The organism is Mesorhizobium sp. M0991, assembly GCF_040318915.1.
Lineage (GTDB): Bacteria > Pseudomonadota > Alphaproteobacteria > Rhizobiales > Rhizobiaceae > Mesorhizobium.
This window is the reverse complement of the sequence record NZ_JAMYNE010000056.1, coordinates 1-20,613: the sequence shown is the minus strand read 5'-3', so window position 1 is coordinate 20,613 and position 20,613 is coordinate 1. Positions and strand designations below refer to the sequence as shown.

General features: G+C 63.2%; 21 protein-coding genes and 1 pseudogene. 11 read left to right on the top strand and 11 right to left on the bottom strand.

Annotation, left to right across the window (positions count from 1 at the left end; all coding sequences use genetic code 11):
- Positions 1 to 265: 265 nt before the first annotated feature.
- Positions 266 to 2,077, top strand: coding sequence for an adenine deaminase (ade, locus tag NKH70_RS33960; protein ID WP_353027315.1), 1,812 nt, complete (start codon positions 266 to 268; stop codon positions 2,075 to 2,077).
- 401 nt (positions 2,078 to 2,478) lie between these two features.
- On the opposite strand, the gene NKH70_RS33955 is transcribed toward ade, so the two are convergent.
- The 3 genes from NKH70_RS33955 to NKH70_RS33945 all read right to left on the bottom strand — a co-directional run bounded on the left by NKH70_RS33955 (position 2,479) and on the right by NKH70_RS33945 (position 6,346).
- Positions 2,479 to 3,642: an alpha/beta hydrolase gene (locus NKH70_RS33955; RefSeq protein ID WP_353027314.1), complete on the bottom strand. Its 1,164-nt coding sequence runs from the start codon at positions 3,640 to 3,642 to the stop codon at positions 2,479 to 2,481.
- Between the two features lie 132 nt (positions 3,643 to 3,774).
- Positions 3,775 to 4,848 carry an alpha/beta hydrolase gene (locus tag NKH70_RS33950; protein ID WP_352451120.1) on the bottom strand — a complete coding sequence of 358 codons (1,074 nt, stop codon included), beginning with the start codon at positions 4,846 to 4,848 and terminating at the stop codon, positions 3,775 to 3,777.
- Positions 4,849 to 4,951: 103 nt separating this feature from the next.
- A complete protein-coding gene (locus NKH70_RS33945; protein WP_352720710.1) occupies positions 4,952 to 6,346 on the bottom strand; it encodes a hypothetical protein in 1,395 nt (464 codons plus the stop codon).
- A gap of 127 nt (positions 6,347 to 6,473) precedes the next feature.
- Here NKH70_RS33945 and ilvA point away from each other — a divergent pair, with 127 nt between their 5' ends.
- Entirely contained in the window at positions 6,474 to 7,730 is a 1,257-nt protein-coding gene (gene ilvA / locus NKH70_RS33940; RefSeq protein WP_352720712.1) for a threonine ammonia-lyase IlvA, read from the top strand.
- Positions 7,727 to 8,299, top strand: coding sequence for a DUF1697 domain-containing protein (locus NKH70_RS33935; protein WP_352720714.1), 573 nt, complete (start codon positions 7,727 to 7,729; stop codon positions 8,297 to 8,299). Before ilvA ends, NKH70_RS33935 begins: the two co-directional genes overlap by 4 nt.
- 8 nt (positions 8,300 to 8,307) lie before the next feature.
- Here the strand turns inward: NKH70_RS33935 and NKH70_RS33930 are convergent.
- Positions 8,308 to 8,601 (bottom strand): annotated as a pseudogene (locus NKH70_RS33930) (DUF2218 domain-containing protein).
- Between the two features lie 78 nt (positions 8,602 to 8,679).
- Positions 8,680 to 9,120, bottom strand: coding sequence for a lactoylglutathione lyase (gene gloA / locus NKH70_RS33925; RefSeq protein WP_352720717.1), 441 nt, complete (start codon positions 9,118 to 9,120; stop codon positions 8,680 to 8,682).
- A 215-nt stretch (positions 9,121 to 9,335) separates the two neighbouring features.
- On the opposite strand from gloA, the gene NKH70_RS33920 reads away from it, so the two are divergent.
- The 3 genes from NKH70_RS33920 to NKH70_RS33910 are packed head-to-tail and all read left to right on the top strand — an operon-like array spanning position 9,336 to position 11,303.
- Positions 9,336 to 9,932, top strand: a complete 597-nt coding sequence (locus tag NKH70_RS33920; RefSeq protein WP_502903730.1) for a cold-shock protein — start codon at positions 9,336 to 9,338, stop codon at positions 9,930 to 9,932.
- Positions 9,933 to 9,951: 19 nt separating this feature from the next.
- Positions 9,952 to 10,515, top strand: a complete 564-nt coding sequence (locus NKH70_RS33915) for a DUF192 domain-containing protein (protein ID WP_352720720.1) — start codon at positions 9,952 to 9,954, stop codon at positions 10,513 to 10,515.
- A 20-nt stretch (positions 10,516 to 10,535) separates the two neighbouring features.
- On the top strand, positions 10,536 to 11,303 hold the full coding sequence (locus NKH70_RS33910) for an alpha/beta fold hydrolase (protein WP_352720722.1): 768 nt from the start codon (positions 10,536 to 10,538) through the stop codon (positions 11,301 to 11,303).
- Positions 11,304 to 11,809: 506 nt separating this feature from the next.
- Here the strand turns inward: NKH70_RS33910 and NKH70_RS33905 are convergent.
- A complete protein-coding gene (locus tag NKH70_RS33905; protein WP_352720724.1) occupies positions 11,810 to 12,409 on the bottom strand; it encodes an HD domain-containing protein in 600 nt (199 codons plus the stop codon).
- A gap of 159 nt (positions 12,410 to 12,568) precedes the next feature.
- Here NKH70_RS33905 and cysE point away from each other — a divergent pair, with 159 nt between their 5' ends.
- Both cysE and NKH70_RS33895 read left to right on the top strand, forming a co-directional pair.
- Positions 12,569 to 13,417 carry a serine O-acetyltransferase gene (cysE, locus tag NKH70_RS33900; protein WP_023717455.1) on the top strand — a complete coding sequence of 283 codons (849 nt, stop codon included), beginning with the start codon at positions 12,569 to 12,571 and terminating at the stop codon, positions 13,415 to 13,417.
- Between the two features lie 342 nt (positions 13,418 to 13,759).
- Positions 13,760 to 13,963, top strand: a complete 204-nt coding sequence (locus tag NKH70_RS33895; protein WP_023674799.1) for a DUF3126 family protein — start codon at positions 13,760 to 13,762, stop codon at positions 13,961 to 13,963.
- Between the two features lie 94 nt (positions 13,964 to 14,057).
- Here NKH70_RS33895 and NKH70_RS35960 read toward each other — a convergent pair whose 3' ends face one another.
- On the bottom strand, positions 14,058 to 14,546 hold the full coding sequence (locus NKH70_RS35960; RefSeq protein WP_502908455.1) for a GIY-YIG nuclease family protein: 489 nt from the start codon (positions 14,544 to 14,546) through the stop codon (positions 14,058 to 14,060).
- 157 nt (positions 14,547 to 14,703) lie between these two features.
- Positions 14,704 to 15,435, bottom strand: coding sequence for a hypothetical protein (locus NKH70_RS33885; protein WP_352720726.1), 732 nt, complete (start codon positions 15,433 to 15,435; stop codon positions 14,704 to 14,706).
- A 120-nt stretch (positions 15,436 to 15,555) separates the two neighbouring features.
- Between NKH70_RS33885 and NKH70_RS33880 the strand changes: the two genes are divergently transcribed.
- Positions 15,556 to 15,900 carry a DUF6949 family protein gene (locus NKH70_RS33880; protein WP_353027313.1) on the top strand — a complete coding sequence of 115 codons (345 nt, stop codon included), beginning with the start codon at positions 15,556 to 15,558 and terminating at the stop codon, positions 15,898 to 15,900.
- Positions 15,901 to 15,918: 18 nt separating this feature from the next.
- Positions 15,919 to 16,467 (top strand): gamma carbonic anhydrase family protein, encoded by a 549-nt coding sequence (locus tag NKH70_RS33875; RefSeq protein ID WP_352720730.1) that lies wholly within the window; start codon positions 15,919 to 15,921, stop codon positions 16,465 to 16,467.
- A 42-nt stretch (positions 16,468 to 16,509) separates the two neighbouring features.
- Here the strand turns inward: NKH70_RS33875 and NKH70_RS33870 are convergent, their stop codons facing one another.
- Together NKH70_RS33870 and NKH70_RS33865 are read right to left on the bottom strand one after the other, a co-directional pair.
- Positions 16,510 to 17,256, bottom strand: coding sequence for an SDR family oxidoreductase (locus NKH70_RS33870; RefSeq protein ID WP_352915909.1), 747 nt, complete (start codon positions 17,254 to 17,256; stop codon positions 16,510 to 16,512).
- Positions 17,257 to 17,286: 30 nt separating this feature from the next.
- A complete protein-coding gene (locus NKH70_RS33865) occupies positions 17,287 to 18,474 on the bottom strand; it encodes an MFS transporter (RefSeq protein ID WP_352979177.1) in 1,188 nt (395 codons plus the stop codon).
- Between the two features lie 96 nt (positions 18,475 to 18,570).
- Here NKH70_RS33865 and NKH70_RS33860 point away from each other — a divergent pair, with 96 nt between their 5' ends.
- A complete protein-coding gene (locus tag NKH70_RS33860) occupies positions 18,571 to 19,467 on the top strand; it encodes a LysR family transcriptional regulator (protein WP_352720737.1) in 897 nt (298 codons plus the stop codon).
- Between the two features lie 214 nt (positions 19,468 to 19,681).
- Here the strand turns inward: NKH70_RS33860 and NKH70_RS33855 are convergent, their stop codons facing one another.
- On the bottom strand, positions 19,682 to 20,281 hold the full coding sequence (locus NKH70_RS33855) for a transglutaminase-like cysteine peptidase (protein WP_352720823.1): 600 nt from the start codon (positions 20,279 to 20,281) through the stop codon (positions 19,682 to 19,684).
- Positions 20,282 to 20,613 lie beyond the last annotated feature (332 nt).

Here is a 20,613-nt window from a genome sequence, read left to right as displayed (position 1 = left end):
CCCCCCCCCCCACGGAGAGGGGGACTGCGCCCTACGAAAGGCCCCCTCTCCGGCCGCTTCGCGGCCACCTCTCCCCCGCATCGCGGTGGGCGAGGAACCCAGGTCTTGAGAGGTCGGCGCGCGACCCCCTCTGTCGCCTTCGGCGACATCTCCTCCACTTGGGTCCCCTTTGGGGGGGAGATCGGCAGTTTCGCCGTCGACCCTCGCTTCCTCGCTGGTCAAAATCCTCGCGGCTTGGCACAGTCGGGCAAAGAGGAGCTTGTCCATGCCGAAGACCGCCAATGCGACGAAACCAAAACCCTGGGCCGAAATGGCGACGCATCTGGTCGATGTCGCCATGGGCCGCAAGCCCGCCGATCTCGTCATCCGCAACGGGCGCTGGGTCAACGTTCATTCGGGCGAGATCATCGCCGGCACCGACGTCGTCATCGCCGGCGGCCGCTTTGCCTATTGCGGGCCGAATGCCGGCCACGCCATCGGCCAGGGCACCAAGGTGGTCGATGCCGGCGGCCGCTATTTGGTGCCGGGGCTTTGCGACGCGCATATGCATGTCGAGAGCGGCATGGTGACAGTGACGGAATTCTGCCGCGCGGTGATTCCCCATGGCACCACATCGATGTTCATCGACCCGCATGAGATCGCCAACGTGCTCGGCCTGCCGGGTGTCCGGCTGATGCATGACGAGGCGGTCGCCATGCCGGTCAACGTGCTCGTGCAGATGCCGTCCTGCGTGCCCTCCGCCCCGGGGCTGGAGCATGCCGGCGCCGAGCTGACCGTCGCCGATGTTGCCGAGGCGATGACCTGGGAGAACATTATCGGGCTCGGCGAGGTGATGAATTTTCCCGGCGTCGCCGCCAATGATCCGGTGATGTCGGGCGAGATCGCCGCGACGGTGAGGGCCGGCAAGACCGTCGGCGGGCACTATGCCTCGCGCGATCTCGGCCTGCCGTTCCACGGCTACGTCGCCGGCGGCCCGGAGGACGACCACGAAGGCACGCGCGCCGAGGACGCCATCGCCCGCGTCCGCCAAGGCATGAAGGCGATGCTGCGGCTGGGCTCGGCCTGGTACGACGTGGCCTCGCAGATCAAGGCGGTGACCGAGAGCGGGCTCGACCCGCGCAACTTCATCCTGTGCACCGACGACAGCCATTCCGGCACGCTGGTGCATGAAGGCCACATGGACCGGGTCGTGCGCCACGCCATCAGCCAGGGCTTGAAGCCGGTGACCGCGATCCAGATGGCGACGCTCAACACCGCCCAGCATTTCCGGCTGGAGCGCGAGATCGGCTCGATCGCGCCGGGTCGGCTCGCCGATCTGCTGATCGTCTCCGACCTGGCCGAAATGACCATCGACGAGGTCTATGGCCGCGGGGTCAGGCTGGCCAAGGGCGGCAAGCTCGAAATCGACATTCCGGCCTATGATTATCCAAAGACGGCGAAGAACACCGTCAAGCTCGGCAAGAAACTCAAGGCAGGCGATTTCGACATCGCGGCACCCATGGGCGCCAACGAGGTCCGGGTGCGCGTCATCGGCGTCATCGAGAACCAGGCGCCGACGCGGGCGCTCGAGGCCGATCTTGCGGTCGAGGACGGGCTGGTCGCCATGGACCGCCGCAACGACGTTTGTCAGATCGCACTGGTCGAGCGTCACAAGGGCACCGGCGGCGTCACCAACGCCTTCGTCTCCGGCTTCGGCTATATCGGCGACTGCGCCATGGCCTCCAGCGTGGCGCACGATGCCCATCACATCATCGTCGTCGGCACCAACAAGCAGGACATGGCTCTGGCCGTGAACCGGCTGGGCGAGGTCGGCGGCGGCGTCGTGCTGTTCTCCAAGGGCAAGGAGCTGGCGCTGGTCGAAATGCCGATCGCCGGGCTGATGTCGGACGAGCGGGCGGAAATCGTCGCCGCAAAGGCGGACCAACTCAGCGACGCCATGCGCCAGATGGGCTGCTCGCTCAACAACGCCTATATGCAGCACTCGCTGCTGGCGCTGGTCGTCATCCCGGAGCTGCGGATTTCCGATGTCGGCCTGATCGACGTGACGACTTTTCAGAAGGTCGATCTGTTCGTTTAGCGCCGTCGAAATGCTGGCTCGACAAGTCGCAATTTCTCAGCTTCCCGCGATCCCTTTCAGGGGCAAATCGCGTACTCTGAAGATTAGCCGAAACATCCCTCGCTTCGTCATCCCAGGGCGGAGCAGGAGCGAAGCGACGTCGCGGAGACCCTGGGATCCATGCCGTTACATCTGTGGCACACGAAAGCGGACCAGAATTCGAGCGCCTTGTGGCACCGGCAGACATTCCAGCGATGATGACGTGCGAAGGGCAACGCGCTGTTGCTGATACAAGCTATTCCGACCGCAGCAATCTTCGGCAGGTGTAATGGCATGGATCCCAGGGTCTGCGCTCCGCTTCGCGTTCGCTCCGCCCTGGGATGACGAAGGCTTATGCTTAATCGCCAGCGTCGGCGGCGGCTTCACCCGCCGGTGGCGATGGTCAGCACCTTGAACGGCGTGGTGATGACGATTTCGGCGACCGAGCCGACGGCCTTGCCAAGGCCCTGGCCGAGATTGTCGAGCTGGGCCGGCGCGGTCTCTTCGGAGGCGAGGCCCGCCGGGGCGCGCAGGCGGTCGCCGAGCAGCTGCACCAGGAACGGGTTGTCGGCGAATTTGGCGTGGTTCAGCCGGTCGACGCCCTTGGTCTTGGTCAGGTCGACCACCGAGACGCCATAGCTGGCGAGGTCGGCCGCGTCGCCATAGTCGCCGACGCGCGGCTTGTCGCCGGAGATCAGGGTCGACAGCCTGAGCGCCCGGTCGTCGCCCGAAAGCAGCACGGCGAACGGCTTGTCTGGCTTGCCGTAGCGGATCATCTGCTTCTTGAACACGTCGACGTCGATGTCGGGCGAGGCAAGGATGACATAGCCGAGCTTGCCGCCGAGGTCGCGCTCGCCGGTGATGGCAAGCTGGCGCAATGCTTCCATGGTCACCCAGGTTCCCATCGAGTGGGCGATGATATCGATGCTCTTGGCGCGGCTCTTGGCGAGCATGCGCAGCGTCGCTTCGAGATCGTCGCGCGCCGCATTGGCGCTTTCCTTGTCGTAGATGTAGCCGGTGGTCTTGCCGCTCGACGCCCAAGAAAACAGCACCGGCGTTCCCGGGTATTTGGTGTCGTGCGCGATCTGCGTCAGCCGGTAGATGCCGTCGTCGAAGCCGTTGTTGAAGCCGTGCACGAAAACCAGCGCGCGGTCGCCGCGCATCGCGATGTCGGCGCCGACCGCCTTGGCGAATTGCGGCGCGCCTTCGTAGAAGGTGACGCCGGTCGCCGTGAAATCCTTCGCCGGATTGCTGTTGGCCGAGCCCTTGACCCGCTCGATGGCGCCGAGCTGGTGGATTTTGGGCACCGTCACCTCGACGCTGGCAAAGCTGGTGGTCGGCGAACGGTCGCCGTCGAACACCTGCCGGGGCTCCTTCGTTGCCCTTTGCCGGGTTGTAGCGACGAAGATCTTGTGCGTCGCCGCGATATCCGAAGCAGGCACGGTGATCGTCGTCTTGTTGAGCAAGTCGTGCGTGTTCTGGCCGGCGCAGCCTGCCAGCGCGAGCGCGAACGCAACGACGAGAAAGATCTTCGAAGGCACGATCACGCGGGCTCCCGCAAAGGCGACGTCGAGCCGGAGACGTCTTGGCCTATTCGATAGAGGCAGAGGCCGGTACGGTCCAGTTCAAACTGTTCCGATGGTGCGGCAAGGGTCAACAATGACTGCTGCGCAATGCAGCTATTGTCCGACCGAGGCGATGCGGTCTGTCACCTCGCGGTCGCTGGCAAACCCGTCATCCTCGCGCAGCTTCTGGCCGATCAACTGCACCAATTCCGGATTGTCGGCGAATTTGGTGTGGTTGAAGCGGTCGGTTCCCTTGACGCTGGAGAGATCGACGACCGACACGCCATAGCTGGCGAGGTCCGCGGCGTTCTTGTAGTCGCCGACGCGCGGCCGTGCGCCGGCGATCAGGCCGGAGAGCCGCAGCGCCCGGTCGTCGTCGGAGAGCAGCAGGATGAACGGCTTGTCCGGCTTGCCGTAGCGGCGCATCTGGCTCTTGAACACGTCGACGTCGATGTCGGGCGAGGCCAGCACGACGTCGCCGAGCTTGCCGCCGAGATCGCGGTCGCCGGTGATGGCGAGTTGGCGCAGCGCCTCCATGGTGACCCAGGTCCCCAGCGAATGGGCGACGATGTCGATGCGCCGCGCGCCGGTCTGCGCCAGCATTCTCAGCGTCACTTCGAGCTGGTCGCGGGCAACGCTGGCGCTTTCCTTGTCGTAGACGTAGTCAGTGGTCTTGGCGCCCGACGCCCAGGAAAACAGCACCGGTGTGCCCGGATAGCCGGAATCATGGGTGATCTGGGTGACGCGGTAGACCGCGTCGTCGAAGCCGGTGTTGTAGCCGTGGACGAAGACCATGACGCGGCCGCCGCGCGCCGCGATGTCGGCACTGAGCGCACTGGAGAATTTCGGCTGGGTGTCGTAGCCGACGACCTCGGAAGCCATGAAGTATTTGGCCGGATCGTCCGACTTGCCGCGCGAGCGGCGCTCGATCTGGCCTGTCTTGTGGATGCCGGGGACGGTGACGTTGACGCGGGCATAGTTCAGCGTCGCCGAGCGCTCGCCGTCGAAGACCTTGTTGGGGTCGTCGGAGCGCTTGCGCGTGGTGGCGATGAAGATCGAGTGATTGCCGGCGATTTCCGTCACCGGCACCGCCATCATGGCGCTGCCGAGCAGTTCCTCGGTTTGGCGGCCGCCGCAGCCGGCGAGCAGCGCGGCAAGAACAATGATGCAAATCGTCTTCAAGGGCACTTAAGCAATTCCACTCCGGCCTAACCAAAGGCCCATCCACCTCCGCCGCACCTCCCGGACAGGCGAAGTGCGGCAGAAGTAAGTCGCAGGCGCCGAAATGCGCTCAGCGCCTAGCGACGGCCATCGCAGTGTTGCGCGAAAGCCAGAACGGCGGCAGGAAGGCCGGGATGTTGGAAAACGGCAGCACTTCCGGCTTCAGCCTTATGCCGAGCACGTCGGTCATGAAGGCGCGGCGCGCCTCGATGCGGCGCCAGGCTTCGGGATAGCGCGCGGCGATCTCTTCGCGCAGCGCCTCGTCGGCCAGCGCGATGCCGTCCTCGATGTTGGTGGTGAAGTAATCGGTGCCGGTCGCCGGAATGATGTCGACCTGCAAGGCCATGCCCGACTTCAATCTGATGTCGGAGCCGGAAAATACCGGCGAATGCATCCATTCGTCGATATGGATGAGATGGCCGGGATTGAGCGATACGCCGAAGAACGGATCGCCGATGCGGTCGTGCACCGCTTGCCACAACGCGCCGCCGGGAACACCGATGCCGACCGTCTCGTACCAGTCGACGACGGCGCAGAAATAGGGCGCGACCAGTCTCTCGACATAGTCCTGGATGCCCCTTGGAAGCTCGGCCGCGTCCTCGACCAGAAAACCGGCGCGGGCGTTGAGCGAGCCCCGGATGCCGTAGGCCATGGTGATCGGGTCGCCGCGCTTGATGATTTCGAGGCGCGGGCTTGGCAAGCCATAGGCCGCGCGCCTGCCGGCCGACAGCATCGGGTGGCAGCATTGCGGCAGGCCGTTGATGCCCATCAGCCGCGCCGCCTGCAATTCGGTCATTCCGGGTTCGATGCTTTGCAGCACATTGCGCAGGCCTTGCGAGGAATAGGTCGCGGCGAATTCGAACGCGGCCAGCTGGTCGGCCTCGTTGATGGCGCGCAGGCCGTCGGCAGGGTTCATCAAAAGGTTCGCCGCGTTGACGATCACGCCCCTATCGCCGGCAAGGCTGCGCAAAGTGTCGGCGATGAAGGACGGCAGGTCGAGCGTCGTTTCGCCAAAACCGGCATCGCCGGAGCCGAACGGCTTCCAGCCGATGGCGCCGATGCGCTGGCCGGCCTTCAGGCCGCAATCGACGAGGATGTCGGCCAGCGCTTGCGAGCGGTCGCGCGGCTGCGCCGGCAGCGAAAACGTCTGGTAGAGCACGCGCTCATACGGCCCGTCGCAGATCTCGGCATAGCCCCAGCCCTCATTGCCGACCAGCAGTTTCGGCGACTTGCCGGGAACGATGACCAGCAGCGTCTCCTCGAAGCGCGGATCGTAGCCGCAGAGATAGGCGACATTGGCCGCATGTTCGCGGTCGCCATAGACGACGAAGGCATCGAATCCGCCGCGCGCGACTAGTGCCGCGATGCGGGCCTCATAGGTGGCGCGCGTAACCAGCGGCATCACCGTCGGCTCGCCGAACTCCGGCAGCGACACGGTTTTCTGGGCCACCGATGCGACAGGCATGAACAGGCGCTCCTAGCGGCCAACGAAGTTTTGGGAACACCCTTTCGGGGTGGCCGGACAATGGCTTCGCGAGGCCGGATATGCAATAGCGGGACCGAATTCGGCTAGCCTGTGGGGTGCTCTTGCCATGACCAGTTTCTCCTCTCGCGTCGCTGCCGCCGCTGCCGCGATCCGCGAGATCTTTCCGGAAACGCCGCTGCAGGAAAACGACTATCTGTCGAAGAAGACCGGCGCGCGGGTGCTTCTGAAGCGCGAGGACCTGACGCCGGTGCGCTCCTACAAGATCCGCGGCGCCTTCAACTTCTTCCGCAAGACGCTCGCCGCCGGCAACGCTGCCGAGCTGTTCGTCTGCGCTTCGGCCGGCAATCACGCGCAGGGCTTTGCCTTCGTCTGCCGCCATTTCGGCAAAAAGGGCGTTGTCTTCATGCCGGTGACGACGCCGCAGCAGAAGATCGACAAGACGCGGCTGTTCGGCGGCGAATTCGTCGAGATCAGGCTGGTCGGCGATTTCTTCGACGACTGCTACCACGCGGCACTCGAATTCACCGAAACTGCCGGCGCACACATGGTGCCGCCTTTCGACCACAAGGACATCATCGAAGGGCAGGCGACCGTCGCCTACGAGATATCAGGCCAGATGCCCGGCGCGCGCATGGCTGATATCGTCATGCTGCCGGTCGGCGGCGGTGGCCTGGCCGCTGGCGTCACCCATTATTTCGCCGACCAGCACCGCGAGACACGTTTCGTCTTTTGCGAGCCGGCCGGCGCCCCGAGCCTGAGCGAGAGCCTTGCCGCCGGAAAGCGGATCAAGCTCGCCAAGGTCGACAATTTCGTCGACGGCGCAGCGGTGGCCGAGATCGGCCGCGAGCCGCTGCGCCACCTCAGGGAATTTGCCGCCGACACCGTGCGGCTGATCCCGGAAAACCGGCTCTGCGCAACCATGATCGAAATGCTCAATGTCGAAGGCGTCGTGCTCGAGCCGGCGGGCGCGCTGGCGATCGATGCACTCAAGGATTTTTCCAGGAAGGAAATCAGGGGCAAGACCATCGTTGCTGTGGTGTCCGGCGGCAATTTCGATTTCGAGCGGCTGCCGGATGTGAAGGAACGGGCGCTGCGCTTCGAGGGCTTGAAGAAATACTTCATCATCCGCTTTCCGCAGCGGCCCGGCGCGTTGCGCGATTTCCTCGAATTGCTTGGCCCTGACGACGACATCGCCCGCTTCGAATATCTGAAGAAATCGGCGCGCAATTTCGGTTCGGTGCTGATCGGCATCGAAACCAAGGACCGCCGCAACTTCGACCTGCTCAAGGCGAATTTCGATGCCGAGAGCGTCCATTACCAGGACATCACCGACAACGAGACGCTCGCCGGGTTCATCATATGAGCAGCAACGATCTTCCGAACACTCCGGCGAAGGTTTTTATCGCGCTGTTCTCCGGCATCAATGTCGGCGGCAACCGCATCGTCAAAATGGCGGAACTCAGGTCATTCTTCGAGCAGCTCGGCTTCTCCGATGTCGCCACCTATGTGCAGAGCGGCAACGCCGTCTTCCGGTCGCCAGAAGGCGATGCAGTCACGCTGACCAGGCAGCTCGAAGCGGAATTCGAGAAGAAATGGGGGTTCCATTCGCGCATCATGGTGCGCGATCTCGGCTGGCTCGAGCGGCTGGCGGCGGACAATCCCTATCCGGAAGTGGCCGGCGAGCCGACCAAGCTGCACGCCTATGCGCTGGAGCACCAGCCGACCGCCGAAGAGATCGCCCGGCTGGCGGAAAAATGCACCGGGCCTGAACGCTTCGAGATCAGGGGCGACGTGCTCTACCTGCATGCGCCCGACGGGCTCGGCAAATCGGTCTTTGCCAATCTCATTCCGCGCGTTCTGAAGGTGCCCGGCACGGCGCGAAACTGGCGCACCGTGCTGATGCTGCTGGAGATGGCCAACGCCGGCCGTTGATAGGTCTTCTACGCGGCCGGAGCGCGTTTCCAGTCGAATGCCAGCTCTTCACGGAAGGCGAAGCGCTTGATGTGCTCGGCGACGACCGTTTCCAGGCGCTCGAGCGAGCCGGCTTCATCGGTCGTCACTGCAATGTGCAGCGCTGCCGGGTCGGCATCGAGAACCGTGCGGCCGAGTGTCAGATCGATGGTGCCGTGGTTCGGGTCGAATTCGACGGGAAACTTGTGCGCCCAATGTTAGCACAGCTGCTGCAGATAGCGGCTGGCATGTTCGGTGGCGACGTCGACATGGCTGCTCGGCATGAATGAATTCTCCCTGGGAATGCGGACGCGAAAACCGAACCAGGGCCCTCCTACGTCCGTTCAAAATGGCGTGATCGGCTACCAGCTGCCCGTGTTCGGCATCGACGCCCACGGCTCGGCCTTCGGCTTTGCCGGACCTTTCTGCAACAGCTCGATCGAGATGCCGTCCGGCGATTTGACGAACGCCATGTTGCCGTCGCGCGGCGGCCGGTTAATGGTAACGCCATTGTCCATCAGCCGCTGGCAGGTGGCGTAGATGTCGTCGACCTCATAGGCGAGATGGCCGAAATTGCGGCCGCCCTTGTAGTCTTCCGGATCCCAATTGTAGGTCAGCTCGACCAGCGGCGCCTTCTCGGAGATGCCGCTTCGCTCGTCTTCAGGCGCGGCGAGGAAGATCAGCGTGTAGCGGCCTTGCTCGTTTTCATGGCGGCGCACTTCCTTGAGGCCAAGCTTGTTGCAGTAGAAATCGAGCGAGGCATCGATGTCGGCGACGCGGACCATGGTGTGCAGATAGCGCATGATTTCCTCCTTATGTTGCGTTGCGGCGCAACATAGGGGCGGCCCGGCCAAAGGGCAATTGGCCACGCTTGCCGGCGCCGGCAAACGGCAAATCCGCTATTCCTGTACGGAACCGTGAAAAAAGGCACGTCAGGTCTTGCACACACCGGAAGCCGCGGTGTTAATCTGATACCAAGAATCAGTTGCAGTGTTTCTTGAAAAAAGGGGGCGTTCTTATGGGGGAAAAGGCCTCTTTCATGGGGCGGGACGGGGCCGGTAACGATGCGTTGAAGCGGGATGAGAGCGCCGATACGGCCGATCTCGTCGAAATCGCCGGCGCCATCAAATGGTTCGACGTGGCCAAGGGCTACGGTTTCATCCTTCCCGATGATGGTTCTTCGGGCGACATCCTCCTCCATGTGACGTGCCTTCGAAAGGACGGTTTTCAGACCGCCCTGGAAGGCGCCCGCGTCGTCTGCCTGGTCAAGCAGGGCGAGCGCGGGCTGCAGGCCTTCCGCGTGCTCTCGATGGATGTCTCCACGGCGGTGCATCCGGCGGAGATGCAGGAGCAGCGCACCCATGTCGCGGTAACGCCGGAAAGCGGCCTCGAACGGGCGCTGGTGAAATGGTTCAACCGCACCAAGGGGTTCGGCTTTCTGACCCGGGGCGAGGGCACCGAGGACATTTTCGTCCACATGGAGACGCTGCGCCGCTACGGCATCACCGAACTCCGGCCGGGCCAGGTGGTGCTGGTCCGCTTCGGACGCGGCGACAAAGGCCTTATGGCTGCCGAAATTCATCCCGATATGGGTACCTTGCCGGTCTCGCATTAGTTCCGGCCGAGGATTTCATATGGCTCACAGGAACCGGCTGACGGCGGGCGCGCTCTGCGCCGGGATTTTCCTCATCGTCGCCACAAGTGCGTTCTTCTATTTTCAGCAACCGAGTTCGGCCGACGGCAAGGCGATGATCCTTCCCATCGACCCGGCGCCGCTTGTCGCGGTGACGAAGGCCGGCGAGCGTTCTTTTTCCGTCGAAATTGCCGACACGCCCGCCGAGCGCGAGGCCGGCCTGATGTTCCGCCGCCACATGGCGGACAATCACGGCATGCTGTTCGTGTTTGGTATGCCGCAGGATGTGAGCTTCTGGATGAAGAACACGCCGTTGCCGCTCGACCTGATCTTCGTCGGCCAGGACGGCCGGATCCGGGCGATCAGGCAAGGCGAGCCGCAGTCGGAGGCGATCATCTCGCCGGACGAGCCAGTGCGCTTCGTACTCGAGCTCAAGGCAGGCACCGCCGCCAAAAAGGGCCTTAAGGACGGCGACCTGCTGCGCCATCCTGCCATCGGCACGGCGCCCGGGCCGGCCGTGCCGCCGCTCCACAAGGGCGATGCGCCGAATGTCGATTCCGACTGAACGGGCAGGATCTTCGGCCGATGCAGTTCTTCTCCCATGACGGTTTCGACCTTGCTTTCCTTGACCGCCAGCCGGCATCGGGGCAGGGCGATCCGGTGCTGATGATCCACGGCTTTGCCTCGAGCCATTACGTCAACTGGGTGTCGCCCGGCTGGTTCAAGACGCTGAACGACGCCGGCTACCGCGCGATCGCCTTTGACAATCGCGGCCATGGCTCGTCGTCGAAAAGCTATGACGAAGCGGACTACACGCCGGCAAAAATGGCGTCCGACGCGGCAGCGCTTTTGAACCATCTCGGCATCGAACGCGCCCATGTCATGGGTTACTCGATGGGCGCGCGCATATCGGCGTTCCTGGCGCTCTCCGACCCGGACAAGGTGGCGACGCTGGTCTTCGGCGGTCTCGGCATCGGCATGGTCGACGGCGTCGGCGACTGGGATCCGATAGCCGACGCCCTTCTGGCCGAGGACCCGGCAGGCACCAGCGACCCGCGCGGCCGCTCGTTCCGTGCCTTCGCCGACCAGACCCGCAGCGATCGCCGGGCGCTCGCCGCCTGCATCGCCACCTCGCGCGAATTGCTGAGCGAGGCCGACATTGCCCGCATTGCCCAGCCGACGCTGATCGCCGTCGGCACCAAGGACGACATCGGTGGCTCGCCGGATGAGCTTGCCGCCTTGATGCCCAACGCCAGGGCTTTTCACATCGAGGGCCGCGACCATATGCTGGCCGTCGGCGACAAGACCTTCAAGCAGCGTGTGTTGGAGTTTTATGCCGAAAATCCGCTGTGAACTGGCGACAGGTGCATTGCCACCATTGGGAAAGCGCGCTGTCGGGCGCGATCGCAACAGGCAGCTAGTGGTGAAAGCCTGACGCATGGTACCAGAAACTCAACTACCGCTCAGGGTGGAAAGCTGATATTCGCTTCGTTAGGGTTAAGGCATGACGTTCGACCCACTACTGATCACCCTCATTGCGCCAGCGGTCCTAATCGTCGGCTCCGCTATTGGTTTGCGGTTTGGGCTTCCCCTCTGGATCGCCCTCTCCATGACCGGGATTGTTCTGGCTGTGGGCGGATATGTTCTTCGTGGGGGTGTTAATCAAAGCTGCCTCATCGACGAGAGCGAGTGCGTTGGCGCAACAGCTACCGCCTATGTCATTTCGGCATTCTGGTTCGTGGCCGTTGTAATACTAATGGTCAGTGCGGCCCGGAACATGCGAAAACATAGCGGGCGCGCAACACGCAAGCCTTGAGGGTCCGCAAAGGGTCGAACCCTGCCACTAGAACCTGTCCGAGTCATGCCTCAAGCGCTTCGATCGACCGCGCCATGTTCTGCCTGGCCTGTGCTTCGAACCGCTGCCGGAACTCCTCGGTGTGAAAGATATGCGGGCGGGCGAGGAAACTCTTCAGAACAGCACTGCGGCCGGCACGCCACATCGGCTCTTCCACCCAGCCATATTCACGGCGAACCGCCTGTTCATAGGCATCGAAGGCGTCAGGCGTCGCACCCAGGATCGCCAGGTCCATGTCGAGGAACAGCGCTGCGTCGCGGACGGCATTGCCGTCGCCAAAGTGCGGCAACTCATGCGTGGCGGTGGCGATGATCATCGCCGTAATGCGGCCGACGCGCTGCTCATCCGTGCGGCCGGCGAGCTTTTTCTCGGCAAGGGCGGCGCTCTTGGCTTCGTTGTCCTTGGCGCGGCTGTCGTAGATCGCGTCGTGAAACCAGATCGCTGCTTCGACTGCTTCAGGATCATGCAGCAACGCCTTGTAATCATTGGCCAGCGCCAGCATCGCCTCGATGTGGCCAAGGTCGTGGTAGTGGCGATCTTCGGCCTCATAGAGCGCGGAAAGCTCGCGCTTCAGCGTCTCGTCGATCAAGGTTGCGTTTTCCATGGCTGCTTGAAATTCCGCCAACCAAATCCATTTGACGAAGCACTAAGGAAAATTGAGTTCACCCGTGCTATGATCTGGCTTATAGGTGCGGCCGGAGAATAGGCAAGCCGCCAACCGAGACATTGGATGGCCGAGACATTGGATGGCCGGAGACATCAGATGAACAGCGTTACGATTTCCCGTCCCACCAGGGTGCAGCCGGTAGATCCGATCTGGCGTTCGATCCGCGACGAAGCGATGGAAGCGGTCAACCGCGATCCGCTGCTGGCGGCGTTCCTCTATTCGACCATCCTCAATCAGGAAAATCTGGAAGAAGCGGTCATTCACCGGCTGGCCGAGCGCCTCGCCCACCAGGACATCGGCTCCGACCTCATTCGCCAGACGTTCAAGGCGATGGCGGCCGACGACAAGGACTGGTCGACGACGGTGCGCGTCGACATCCAGGCCTATTACGACCGCGATCCGGCCTGCGACCGCTTCATCATGCCGGTGCTCTACTTCAAGGGTTTTCATGCCATCCAGACGCACCGGCTGGCGCATTGGCTGTGGAACCAGGGCCGCCAGGATTTCGCACTGTATCTGCAGAGCCGGTCGTCCTCGGTGTTCCAGACCGACATCAACCCGGCCGCCCGCATCGGCAAGGGCATCTTCCTCGACCACGCCACCGGCCTCGTCGTCGGCCAGACGGCGGTGATCGAGGACGACGTGTCGATCCTGCACGGCGTGACGCTGGGCGGCACCGGCAAGGCCGGCGGCGACCGCCATCCCAAGATCCGCTACGGCGTGCTGATCGGCGCCGGCGCCAAGATCCTCGGCAACATCGAGATCGGCCATTGCTCGAAGATCGCGGCCGGCTCGGTGGTGCTGTCGCCGGTGCCGCACAACAAGACGGTTGCCGGCGTGCCGGCCCGCGTCGTCGGCGAGACCGGCTGCGACCAGCCTTCGCGGCAGATGGACCAGCTGTTGCCATCGCAGACGATGGACCACGTCGTCAGCTTCGACATCTGAGCGCTCGGGCAGGGGCTTGGGCAAGGGCTTGTCGCGTCGGACCAACGATGTCGGCGCCGCCCCTCATCTGCCTGCCGGCATCTTCTCCCCGTATAGTGACGGGGAGAAGGGGCTGACCGTAGCGTCGGCGCCCTTTCAGCAACGCTGGAGATTGGCGAAATCCTTTGTGAAGGCGTTCCTTCTCCCCGTCACTATACGGGGAGAAGTGCCCGGCAGGGCGATGAGGGGCGGCGCCGACTTGAGGCGATTGCCCGTCTTCTCTCGTCGGCTTTGCCTTTACATGGTCATTGTCGACGTGTCAGAAGCGCGCTCAAACGAGCAAGCGACGATCGGAGAAGACTGTTGAAGCCGGACGAAATCAGAAAGCTGGACGCCTATTTCAAGCGCACCTTCCAGAACCCCAAACTCGAAGTGAAGGCGCGGCCGCGCAAGGAAGATTCGGCCGAGGTCTATGTCGGCGACGAGTTCCTCGGCATCGTCTTCAAGGACGAGGACGACGGCGACTATAATTTCTCGATGGCGATCCTCGACATCGATCTGGCCTGAGCCGGGAATTTAGCTGGCCGGACCTGCTTGTTGCAGGCGGGACCGCCTGACGGAGCGCAAACCTCGGAGACTGGCTGGAGCATCCCTCCCTTCGTCATCCCAGGGCGGAGCAACGAGCGAAGCGACGCGGCGCAGACCCTGGGATCCATGCCGTTACCTCGCGGCAGTGCTCCGTTCTGACCAGAATCGAATGCTTCTTGGCACCGGCTGAGCGTCCTCTACCAACCAGTCCCGCGAAAAAGTTCGAACCACTCGGATTGGTCTTCTCGATCAGCTCGATCTTCCACCGGCGTGGCCAGCGCTTCAGCGACTTCTCGCGCTGGATGGCGTTGCGAATGTCGAAATGTTCCTCGTACCAGACCAGACGCTGTACGCCGTAGCGGCTGGTGAAGCGCGAGCCTTCGCCAGATTTGTGCTCCGGCATGCGGCGGCCGAGGTCGTTGGTGACACCGATGTAGATCGTGCCGCGCTTCTGGCTTGCAGTCATGTAGGCATAGCCGGTCATGGCTGAAGGGTAGTAGGCATTGTTGCGTACGCAAGCACCGTTCTGAGCCGCTGCATTCTTCGACTGGCGTAACGGCATGGATCCTAGGGTCTCCGCGACGTCGCTTCGCTCCTGCTCCGCCCTAGGATGACGAAGGCGTGGTGGGCCTACAGCTAATCGCAAACCCTGGAGATTGGTAGCCCGATTGGCGGGGCTCCAGCCCAAAGCCCTTCAGGGCCGGTCAAAGGACCAAGCCCTAACGCCCAGTCTTCAGCACACGCGCTGCCTCGCCCGAAATCGCCGCGTCGAGCGCCTGCCAGTCGCCGAGGAATTCCCGGGGGAAGCGGTAGGTGAGGCTGAGATTGTCGCCGACCAGGATGTCGCGCTCGCAGGGCGCCAGCGATTCGTCCGCGCTCGGGCCGCTCAGGCAGCGGGCGACGAACGGATCCCTGCCGGGGCGGTCGGCGACCGCCAGCACTTCGTTGAGATAGCCTGATTTTTCGCTGAAGGCGTAAAGCGTGGTGCCGCCAGGGCCGGGCGTACCCGGCTTGGCGATCAGCGCGCTGTAAATCGGCGCGAAGCGGCCGCTCATGTCGCGCGACATCATCTGCGGCTCGAACGACAGGAAGACGATGTCCTTGCTGGGTCCGGTGTGATTGAAGTCGTTGCGGGCAGCCTCGCTGTAGCCGTCCATCTCGGGATAGCGCAGGTAGAGGTCGAGCCGCGAGGCGATGCCGTCGCGCCGGGCCTGGGCAAAGCGGATGACATTGGCCGGCACGGCGATGATGTTGTTGCCGATGACGACCTCGTAGACCGTGGTGTCGTCGGTGTACCCGGCCATGGCGATCGAGCGGCCGAACCATTTGCCGCCGAGGCTGATCGCCACCGAAAGCAGCGCCAGCGTCGCGAACGCATAAAACACCCGCTTCATCAGCGTCGAATCGACGACGCTGAGTTGCGGGCCCTCTGTGGCGGCTGCCTGCTTCATCGCGATCCTCGTTTGCCGTCCCGCCGGGTGTGCCTGGGCGGCACATCTCGGCGCGGCACGGCTCTTGCTTCGCAGCTTTTGCAGGCGACTGTGCGATTTCATGGTAAACGGAAGGTAAAGATGGGCCTGGTCGAACAAATCATCTTCAGTTTTATGGCTGGGCTGACGGCTTGCGGCCTGGCCGGATCGGCGATGGAGCTGATCGCCGGCCGTAGGCTTGCCTTCGTCCAGCCCTATGTATCGTCGAAGCACATGCTGCGCTCGCTCGCCGCGACGGCTTGCGCCGGGCCGCTGATGTTCGTCAACGAGGCGCTGGACGCCTGGCGCGAGCGTCGCATCTCGGTGCTGGGGCTGATCTCCTGCGGCTGTACCGCAACCATCTGGGCGCTGGCGCTGGGCATGGTGGTGATCGCCATTGCGTCCTGGGCGGCTTCGCTTCTAGGGTCTGGCAGCTTGTCGGTGTGAGACGATCTGGAGACAGCAATGCCGATCTACGCGATTGACGGAAAAGCGCCCGCCTTCGAGGACCCCGACAGCAACTGGATCGCGCCCGACGCCACTCTGATCGGCAATATCAGGATCGGCCGCAATGCCGGCTTCTGGTTCAGCGTCGTCGTCCGCGGCGACGACGAGCCGATCGTCATCGGCGCCGACACAAACGTGCAGGAGCACACAATCATGCACACCGACGCCGGCTTTCCGCTGACCGTCGGCCAAGGCTGCACGATCGGCCACCGTGCCCTGCTGCATGGCTGCACGATCGGCGACAACAGCCTGATCGGCATGGGCGCCATCGTTCTGAACGGCGCGAAGATCGGCAACAACTCGATGGTCGGCGCCGGTGCGCTGGTCACCGAAGGCAAGAAATTTCCCGACAATTCGCTGATCGTCGGCTCGCCCGCGCGCGTCGTCAGGATGCTCGACGAGGCCGCAATCGCCAGGCTGCGCGCCTCGGCCGCGCACTATGTGGCAAACGGCAGGCGGTTCAGGGCGGGGTTGAAGGAAGAACAATCGGCGATGCCCATGAAATAACGGAGCCGGGCCTTAGGATACCGAAAGCATAGCCCCTCCAAGTCAAACCGGCTGGGCGGTCGGCCGGAACAAGATCTCGTTGATATCGACGTCGTCGGGCTCGTTGATCGCGAAGGCGACCGTGCGGGCAAACGTATCTGGCCCCACGGCGATCTTGCTCACGAAGTCCCTGGTGCCCTGTTGGATATCCTGCTCGCTGATATGCTCGAGCAACTCTGTGCTGACAGCGCCCGGCGAGATCACCGTAGTCCGGATATTGTAGGGCTTCACCTCTTTCCGCAGACCCTCGGACAGCGCACGCACGGCGAACTTGGTGGCGCAATAGACTGCCGCACCCGGGTCGACCACATGGCCGTAGACGGACGAGACATTGATAATGTGCCCCGATCGCTGCTCCTTCATGTACGGAAGCGCGGCCGCGATGCCGTAAAGGACGCCCTTGATGTTGACGTCGATCATCCGGTCCCATTCGTCGACCTTGAGCCGTTCGAGCGGGGCTAACGGCATGAGGCCCGCATTGTTCAGCATCACGTCGATGCGGCCGAATTCCCGGACCGCCGTGTTCACCAGGTTCTGGACCTGGCCGGCGTCGGTGACGTCCGTTGTAACGGCCTTGGCCTTGAGCCCAGCGGCGGTCAGTTCCTGGACAAGGGCGTCGATGCGGTGTGACCGGCGTGCACCCAGCACCACGGAAGCGCCTCGTGCGGCAAGATGGCGTGCCGTCGCTTCACCGAGGCCACTGCTGGCACCGGTGATGACGACGACCTTGTTCTCGATTCCTTCGGACATGAGATTCTCCTAGACAAGAATTGAAAGAGTTCAGGTGCGGGGGCCGGCCGAGGCGGCGAGCAAGGCCGAGCCCGTGAGCAGGACCGCGGCGAGAAGGAAGGCGCTCCACCAGCCGGCCACGTCGAACAGCAGGCCTCCTGCAATAGCGCCGCCCGCGATCGCGAACTGGATCAGGGCGACCTGGAGTCCGCCCCCGGCCTCCAGGTCTTCAGGGATGAGCGTGGTCATCCAGGTGTTCCACGCCACCGGGATCGGGGTCGCGAACAGTCCCCAAAGAACCAGCAGGCCGGCCGTAGCGCGTGCATACGGTCCAAAGGCAATCAGCAGTAGAGCGAAGACCGCGATTGCACTCGGCAGCCCGATCAGCACGGCTGTGAGGTGCCGCCGGAGTATGAGGCCGACGATCGACAGTCCCGCCAGGCCACCGAGGCCGACGCCCAATAGAGCCATTGAGAGGGTGTTCACCTCAAGGCCCGTCACGTTTTCCAGAAACGGCCGCAGATAGATCGAGAGCGCGTTCTGCCCGATGAAAGCGAGCCCGGTCGCGCCCATGCCGATGGCGAATCTGCGATTCCGCAGCAGGCCGAACATGCTCGACACCGAGGCGGCCTCCATCGGTGGCATCTTCGGGAGAACGGCCAACTGCCACACGAGCGCCGCAAAGCCGATGGGGACAGTGACGAAAAAGGTCCCCCGCCATCCGATCAGCGATCCGAGGAAGCTGCCGACAGGCGCGGCGATCACCAATGCGAAGGCAGTGCCACCCTGGAGCAAGGCAATGGCCTTGGGCAGGTCGGGTCCCGCGGCCAGGCGGGCCAGAATGGCCGTCGACAGTGACCAGAAACCGCCGATCGCGATGCCGACCAACGCCCGCCCGGCCAGGAAGACCAGGAAGTTGGGAGCAAGCGCCACCGCCAGGCTCGATACCGCCAGCACTGCCGTATAGAGCAGAACCACCGTCCGTCGATCGACGTTTCGCAAGAGCGAGTTGCCGAAGAGGCTGGTAACCACGGCGAAGAATCCGGACACCGCGATTGCCTGGCCTGCCTGACCCTCTGAGACGGCCAGATCCTGAGCGATCGGGGTGAGCAGGCTGACCGGCAGGAACTCCAGTCCGACCAGAAGGAAGGTCAGCAGCGACAGGCAGACCACCGCAGACCATGGGGTCGTCCCGCCGTCAGCAGCGGCGGCCTCGTCCAGCGCGAGTTCAAAAGTCATAAGGCAGTCTCCTGTCCGTTCGCGAACTAAGTAGTCGGGCTGGTCAAATGCGACTAGCGGGTATAATTTTGATGTGGTTGTGAATGAGGCTCATCAATGCCACGCGACGAGTTCGCCGAAATGCGCGCGTTCCTGGAGATCACCCGGACGCGGAGCTTCACCCGAGCAGCCGCCAAGCTCGGCGTCACTCCTTCGGCTCTTAGCCACACCATCAAGTCGCTGGAGTCGCGGCTTGGCGTTCGTCTTCTGTCTCGCACCACGCGCGACGTGGCCCCGACGGCGGCCGGTCAACGCCTCAAGGAAGGCATCGAACCGCATTTCGAAGGGATCGCGGCTGAGGTCAGCGCTCTCGGCGTCCTGCGCGACAGGCCGTCCGGCAACATTCGCCTGGTGTGCACCGACGATTCGGTCGACATTGTCTTCCGCGCCCGGCTGCCAAAGTTCCTGAGCGACTTCCCCGATATCAATGTCGAGCTGGTGGTCGATAACGCCTTCACCAACATCGTCGAGCGCCAGTTCGATGCCGGCGTGCGGCTGGGCGAGTCCATTGCCCGGGACATGGTAGCCGTGCGCATCGGAGCGGACGTGACCTACACTGTGGTCGGCTCACCCCATTACTTCGCCCACCGGACACCGCCGGAGACGCCGCAGCAGCTGACCGACCATAACTGCATCAACTACAGGCTGCCGACGTCAGGATCGGTCTATGCGTGGGAATTGCGGGAAGGCGCGCGCGAGTTCAGCGCTCGGGTCGAGGGGCAACTGACGCTTAACAACATGGGGCCGGCGATCCAGGCCGCGCTTGACGGTGTGGGCTTGGCCTATCTACCGCGCGAACTCGTCCTTCTACACATTGAGAGTGGCCTTCTCCAGGAAGTCCTGACCAAATGGTGCCCGACGTTCCAGGGTTACCACCTGTACTATCCAAGCCGACGCCATCCCTCTCCGGCGTTTTCCGCCTTTGTCGACGCGTTCCGTATCAGGGGCAAGTAACAGCGTTTCGACGGCGAACGACAGCTAGGTATCGCACAAACGGTCGTGCGACAGCTTGGATGACGAAGCGCGGTTGGAGGCAAAGCCGAGATAACTGTATCGAGATGTGTTCCGCCGGAAATGGTGGAGCCGGCCCGGGGACGGGGCCGGCTCCTTAAACCCGGTCGTTGGGGACGGGGAGGGTGGGGACTCGACCGGGTTTTGCGTCGCGTCCTCAGCGGACGCTGGCGACCGCGTCGGAGCGGCCGTCGTTGATCGTCACCCAGGCGCCGGAATTCCGCTCGGACTGGCGCTTCAGGTAGGTGTAGCTGGTATTGGTCCAGGACAGCACCTTGGGCTGGAGATTGTCGAGGATGAACTCTCCAAGGCTAGTGCGCACGGTCAGCACCGCATGGCCGTCGCCATTGCGCTGGCGCACCACCGTCATCAGCAGATCGCCGGCCGGCACGCCGATGCTCATCAGCTCGCGGCGCTTTTCCAGCGCATAGTCCTCGCAGTCGCCGAAGCCGTTATTGGGAAAGGACCAGACTTCCTCCTTGCCCCACATTTCCATGTCGGTGCGCGGCGCGACCTTGCTGTTGACCGAATTATTGACCTTGACGATCATCGCCCACAGCTTGCGGGTGAGCTCGACGGGTGCCCGGCCAGGCGTCCTCTGATTGCATTCCTGCGGAAGCTGCTGGCACAATTCGTAGTGACCGACCGGCTGTGTGGTGCGGCCGCCGGTGTGCATGAAGGCCGGCTCCGCCGCGTTTGCAGTCCCCCAGCCGAAAAGCTGCATCGCTATTGCCGCCAGCAACAGCTTGCCCCTCATCCTGTTCATTATTCAGTCTCCCCGTTTGAGGAGACAATGACAGGGCTGGATTTATTTGACGCAAAAGCGCGAAGTAGACATTAAGTAAAACGCCAATAGAATAAACATAAAATTTGATGCAATTGAGTATAGAATTGTTTAAGGATTCCAGCCGGTGCGTTCCCATGCTTCGTCGCATCGTTCGAACAGCTAGGATGGCAGGACAGACGGGGGGCGCGAAGGATCGCCAGCCTCTCTTCCCGATGGCGCTAGAGTCTTTCACGTTTTGACGGAAGCGTATCCGGCGTTTGCGAAGTAGTTTTTGCATTCGCCGGGTTCGATCGTCGCAACGA

Bases quoted from the DNA above. Each gene is read 5' to 3' on its own strand.
- ade (WP_353027315.1), top strand. From the start codon at position 266: ATGCCGAAGACCGCCAATGCGACGAAACCAAAACCCTGGGCCGAAATG.
- NKH70_RS33945 (WP_352720710.1), bottom strand. From the start codon at position 6,346: ATGCCTGTCGCATCGGTGGCCCAGAAAACCGTGTCGCTGCCGGAGTTC.
- ilvA (WP_352720712.1), top strand. From the start codon at position 6,474: ATGACCAGTTTCTCCTCTCGCGTCGCTGCCGCCGCTGCCGCGATCCGC.
- NKH70_RS33935 (WP_352720714.1), top strand. From the start codon at position 7,727: ATGAGCAGCAACGATCTTCCGAACACTCCGGCGAAGGTTTTTATCGCG.
- gloA (WP_352720717.1), bottom strand. From the start codon at position 9,120: ATGCGCTATCTGCACACCATGGTCCGCGTCGCCGACATCGATGCCTCG.
- NKH70_RS33920 (WP_502903730.1), top strand. From the start codon at position 9,336: ATGGGGGAAAAGGCCTCTTTCATGGGGCGGGACGGGGCCGGTAACGAT.
- NKH70_RS33915 (WP_352720720.1), top strand. From the start codon at position 9,952: ATGGCTCACAGGAACCGGCTGACGGCGGGCGCGCTCTGCGCCGGGATT.
- NKH70_RS33910 (WP_352720722.1), top strand. From the start codon at position 10,536: ATGCAGTTCTTCTCCCATGACGGTTTCGACCTTGCTTTCCTTGACCGC.
- NKH70_RS33905 (WP_352720724.1), bottom strand. From the start codon at position 12,409: ATGGAAAACGCAACCTTGATCGACGAGACGCTGAAGCGCGAGCTTTCC.
- cysE (WP_023717455.1), top strand. From the start codon at position 12,569: ATGAACAGCGTTACGATTTCCCGTCCCACCAGGGTGCAGCCGGTAGAT.
- NKH70_RS35960 (WP_502908455.1), bottom strand. From the start codon at position 14,546: ATGCCGTTACGCCAGTCGAAGAATGCAGCGGCTCAGAACGGTGCTTGC.
- NKH70_RS33885 (WP_352720726.1), bottom strand. From the start codon at position 15,435: ATGAAGCAGGCAGCCGCCACAGAGGGCCCGCAACTCAGCGTCGTCGAT.
- NKH70_RS33880 (WP_353027313.1), top strand. From the start codon at position 15,556: ATGGGCCTGGTCGAACAAATCATCTTCAGTTTTATGGCTGGGCTGACG.
- NKH70_RS33875 (WP_352720730.1), top strand. From the start codon at position 15,919: ATGCCGATCTACGCGATTGACGGAAAAGCGCCCGCCTTCGAGGACCCC.
- NKH70_RS33870 (WP_352915909.1), bottom strand. From the start codon at position 17,256: ATGTCCGAAGGAATCGAGAACAAGGTCGTCGTCATCACCGGTGCCAGC.
- NKH70_RS33865 (WP_352979177.1), bottom strand. From the start codon at position 18,474: ATGACTTTTGAACTCGCGCTGGACGAGGCCGCCGCTGCTGACGGCGGG.
- NKH70_RS33860 (WP_352720737.1), top strand. From the start codon at position 18,571: ATGCCACGCGACGAGTTCGCCGAAATGCGCGCGTTCCTGGAGATCACC.
- NKH70_RS33855 (WP_352720823.1), bottom strand. From the start codon at position 20,281: ATGAGGGGCAAGCTGTTGCTGGCGGCAATAGCGATGCAGCTTTTCGGC.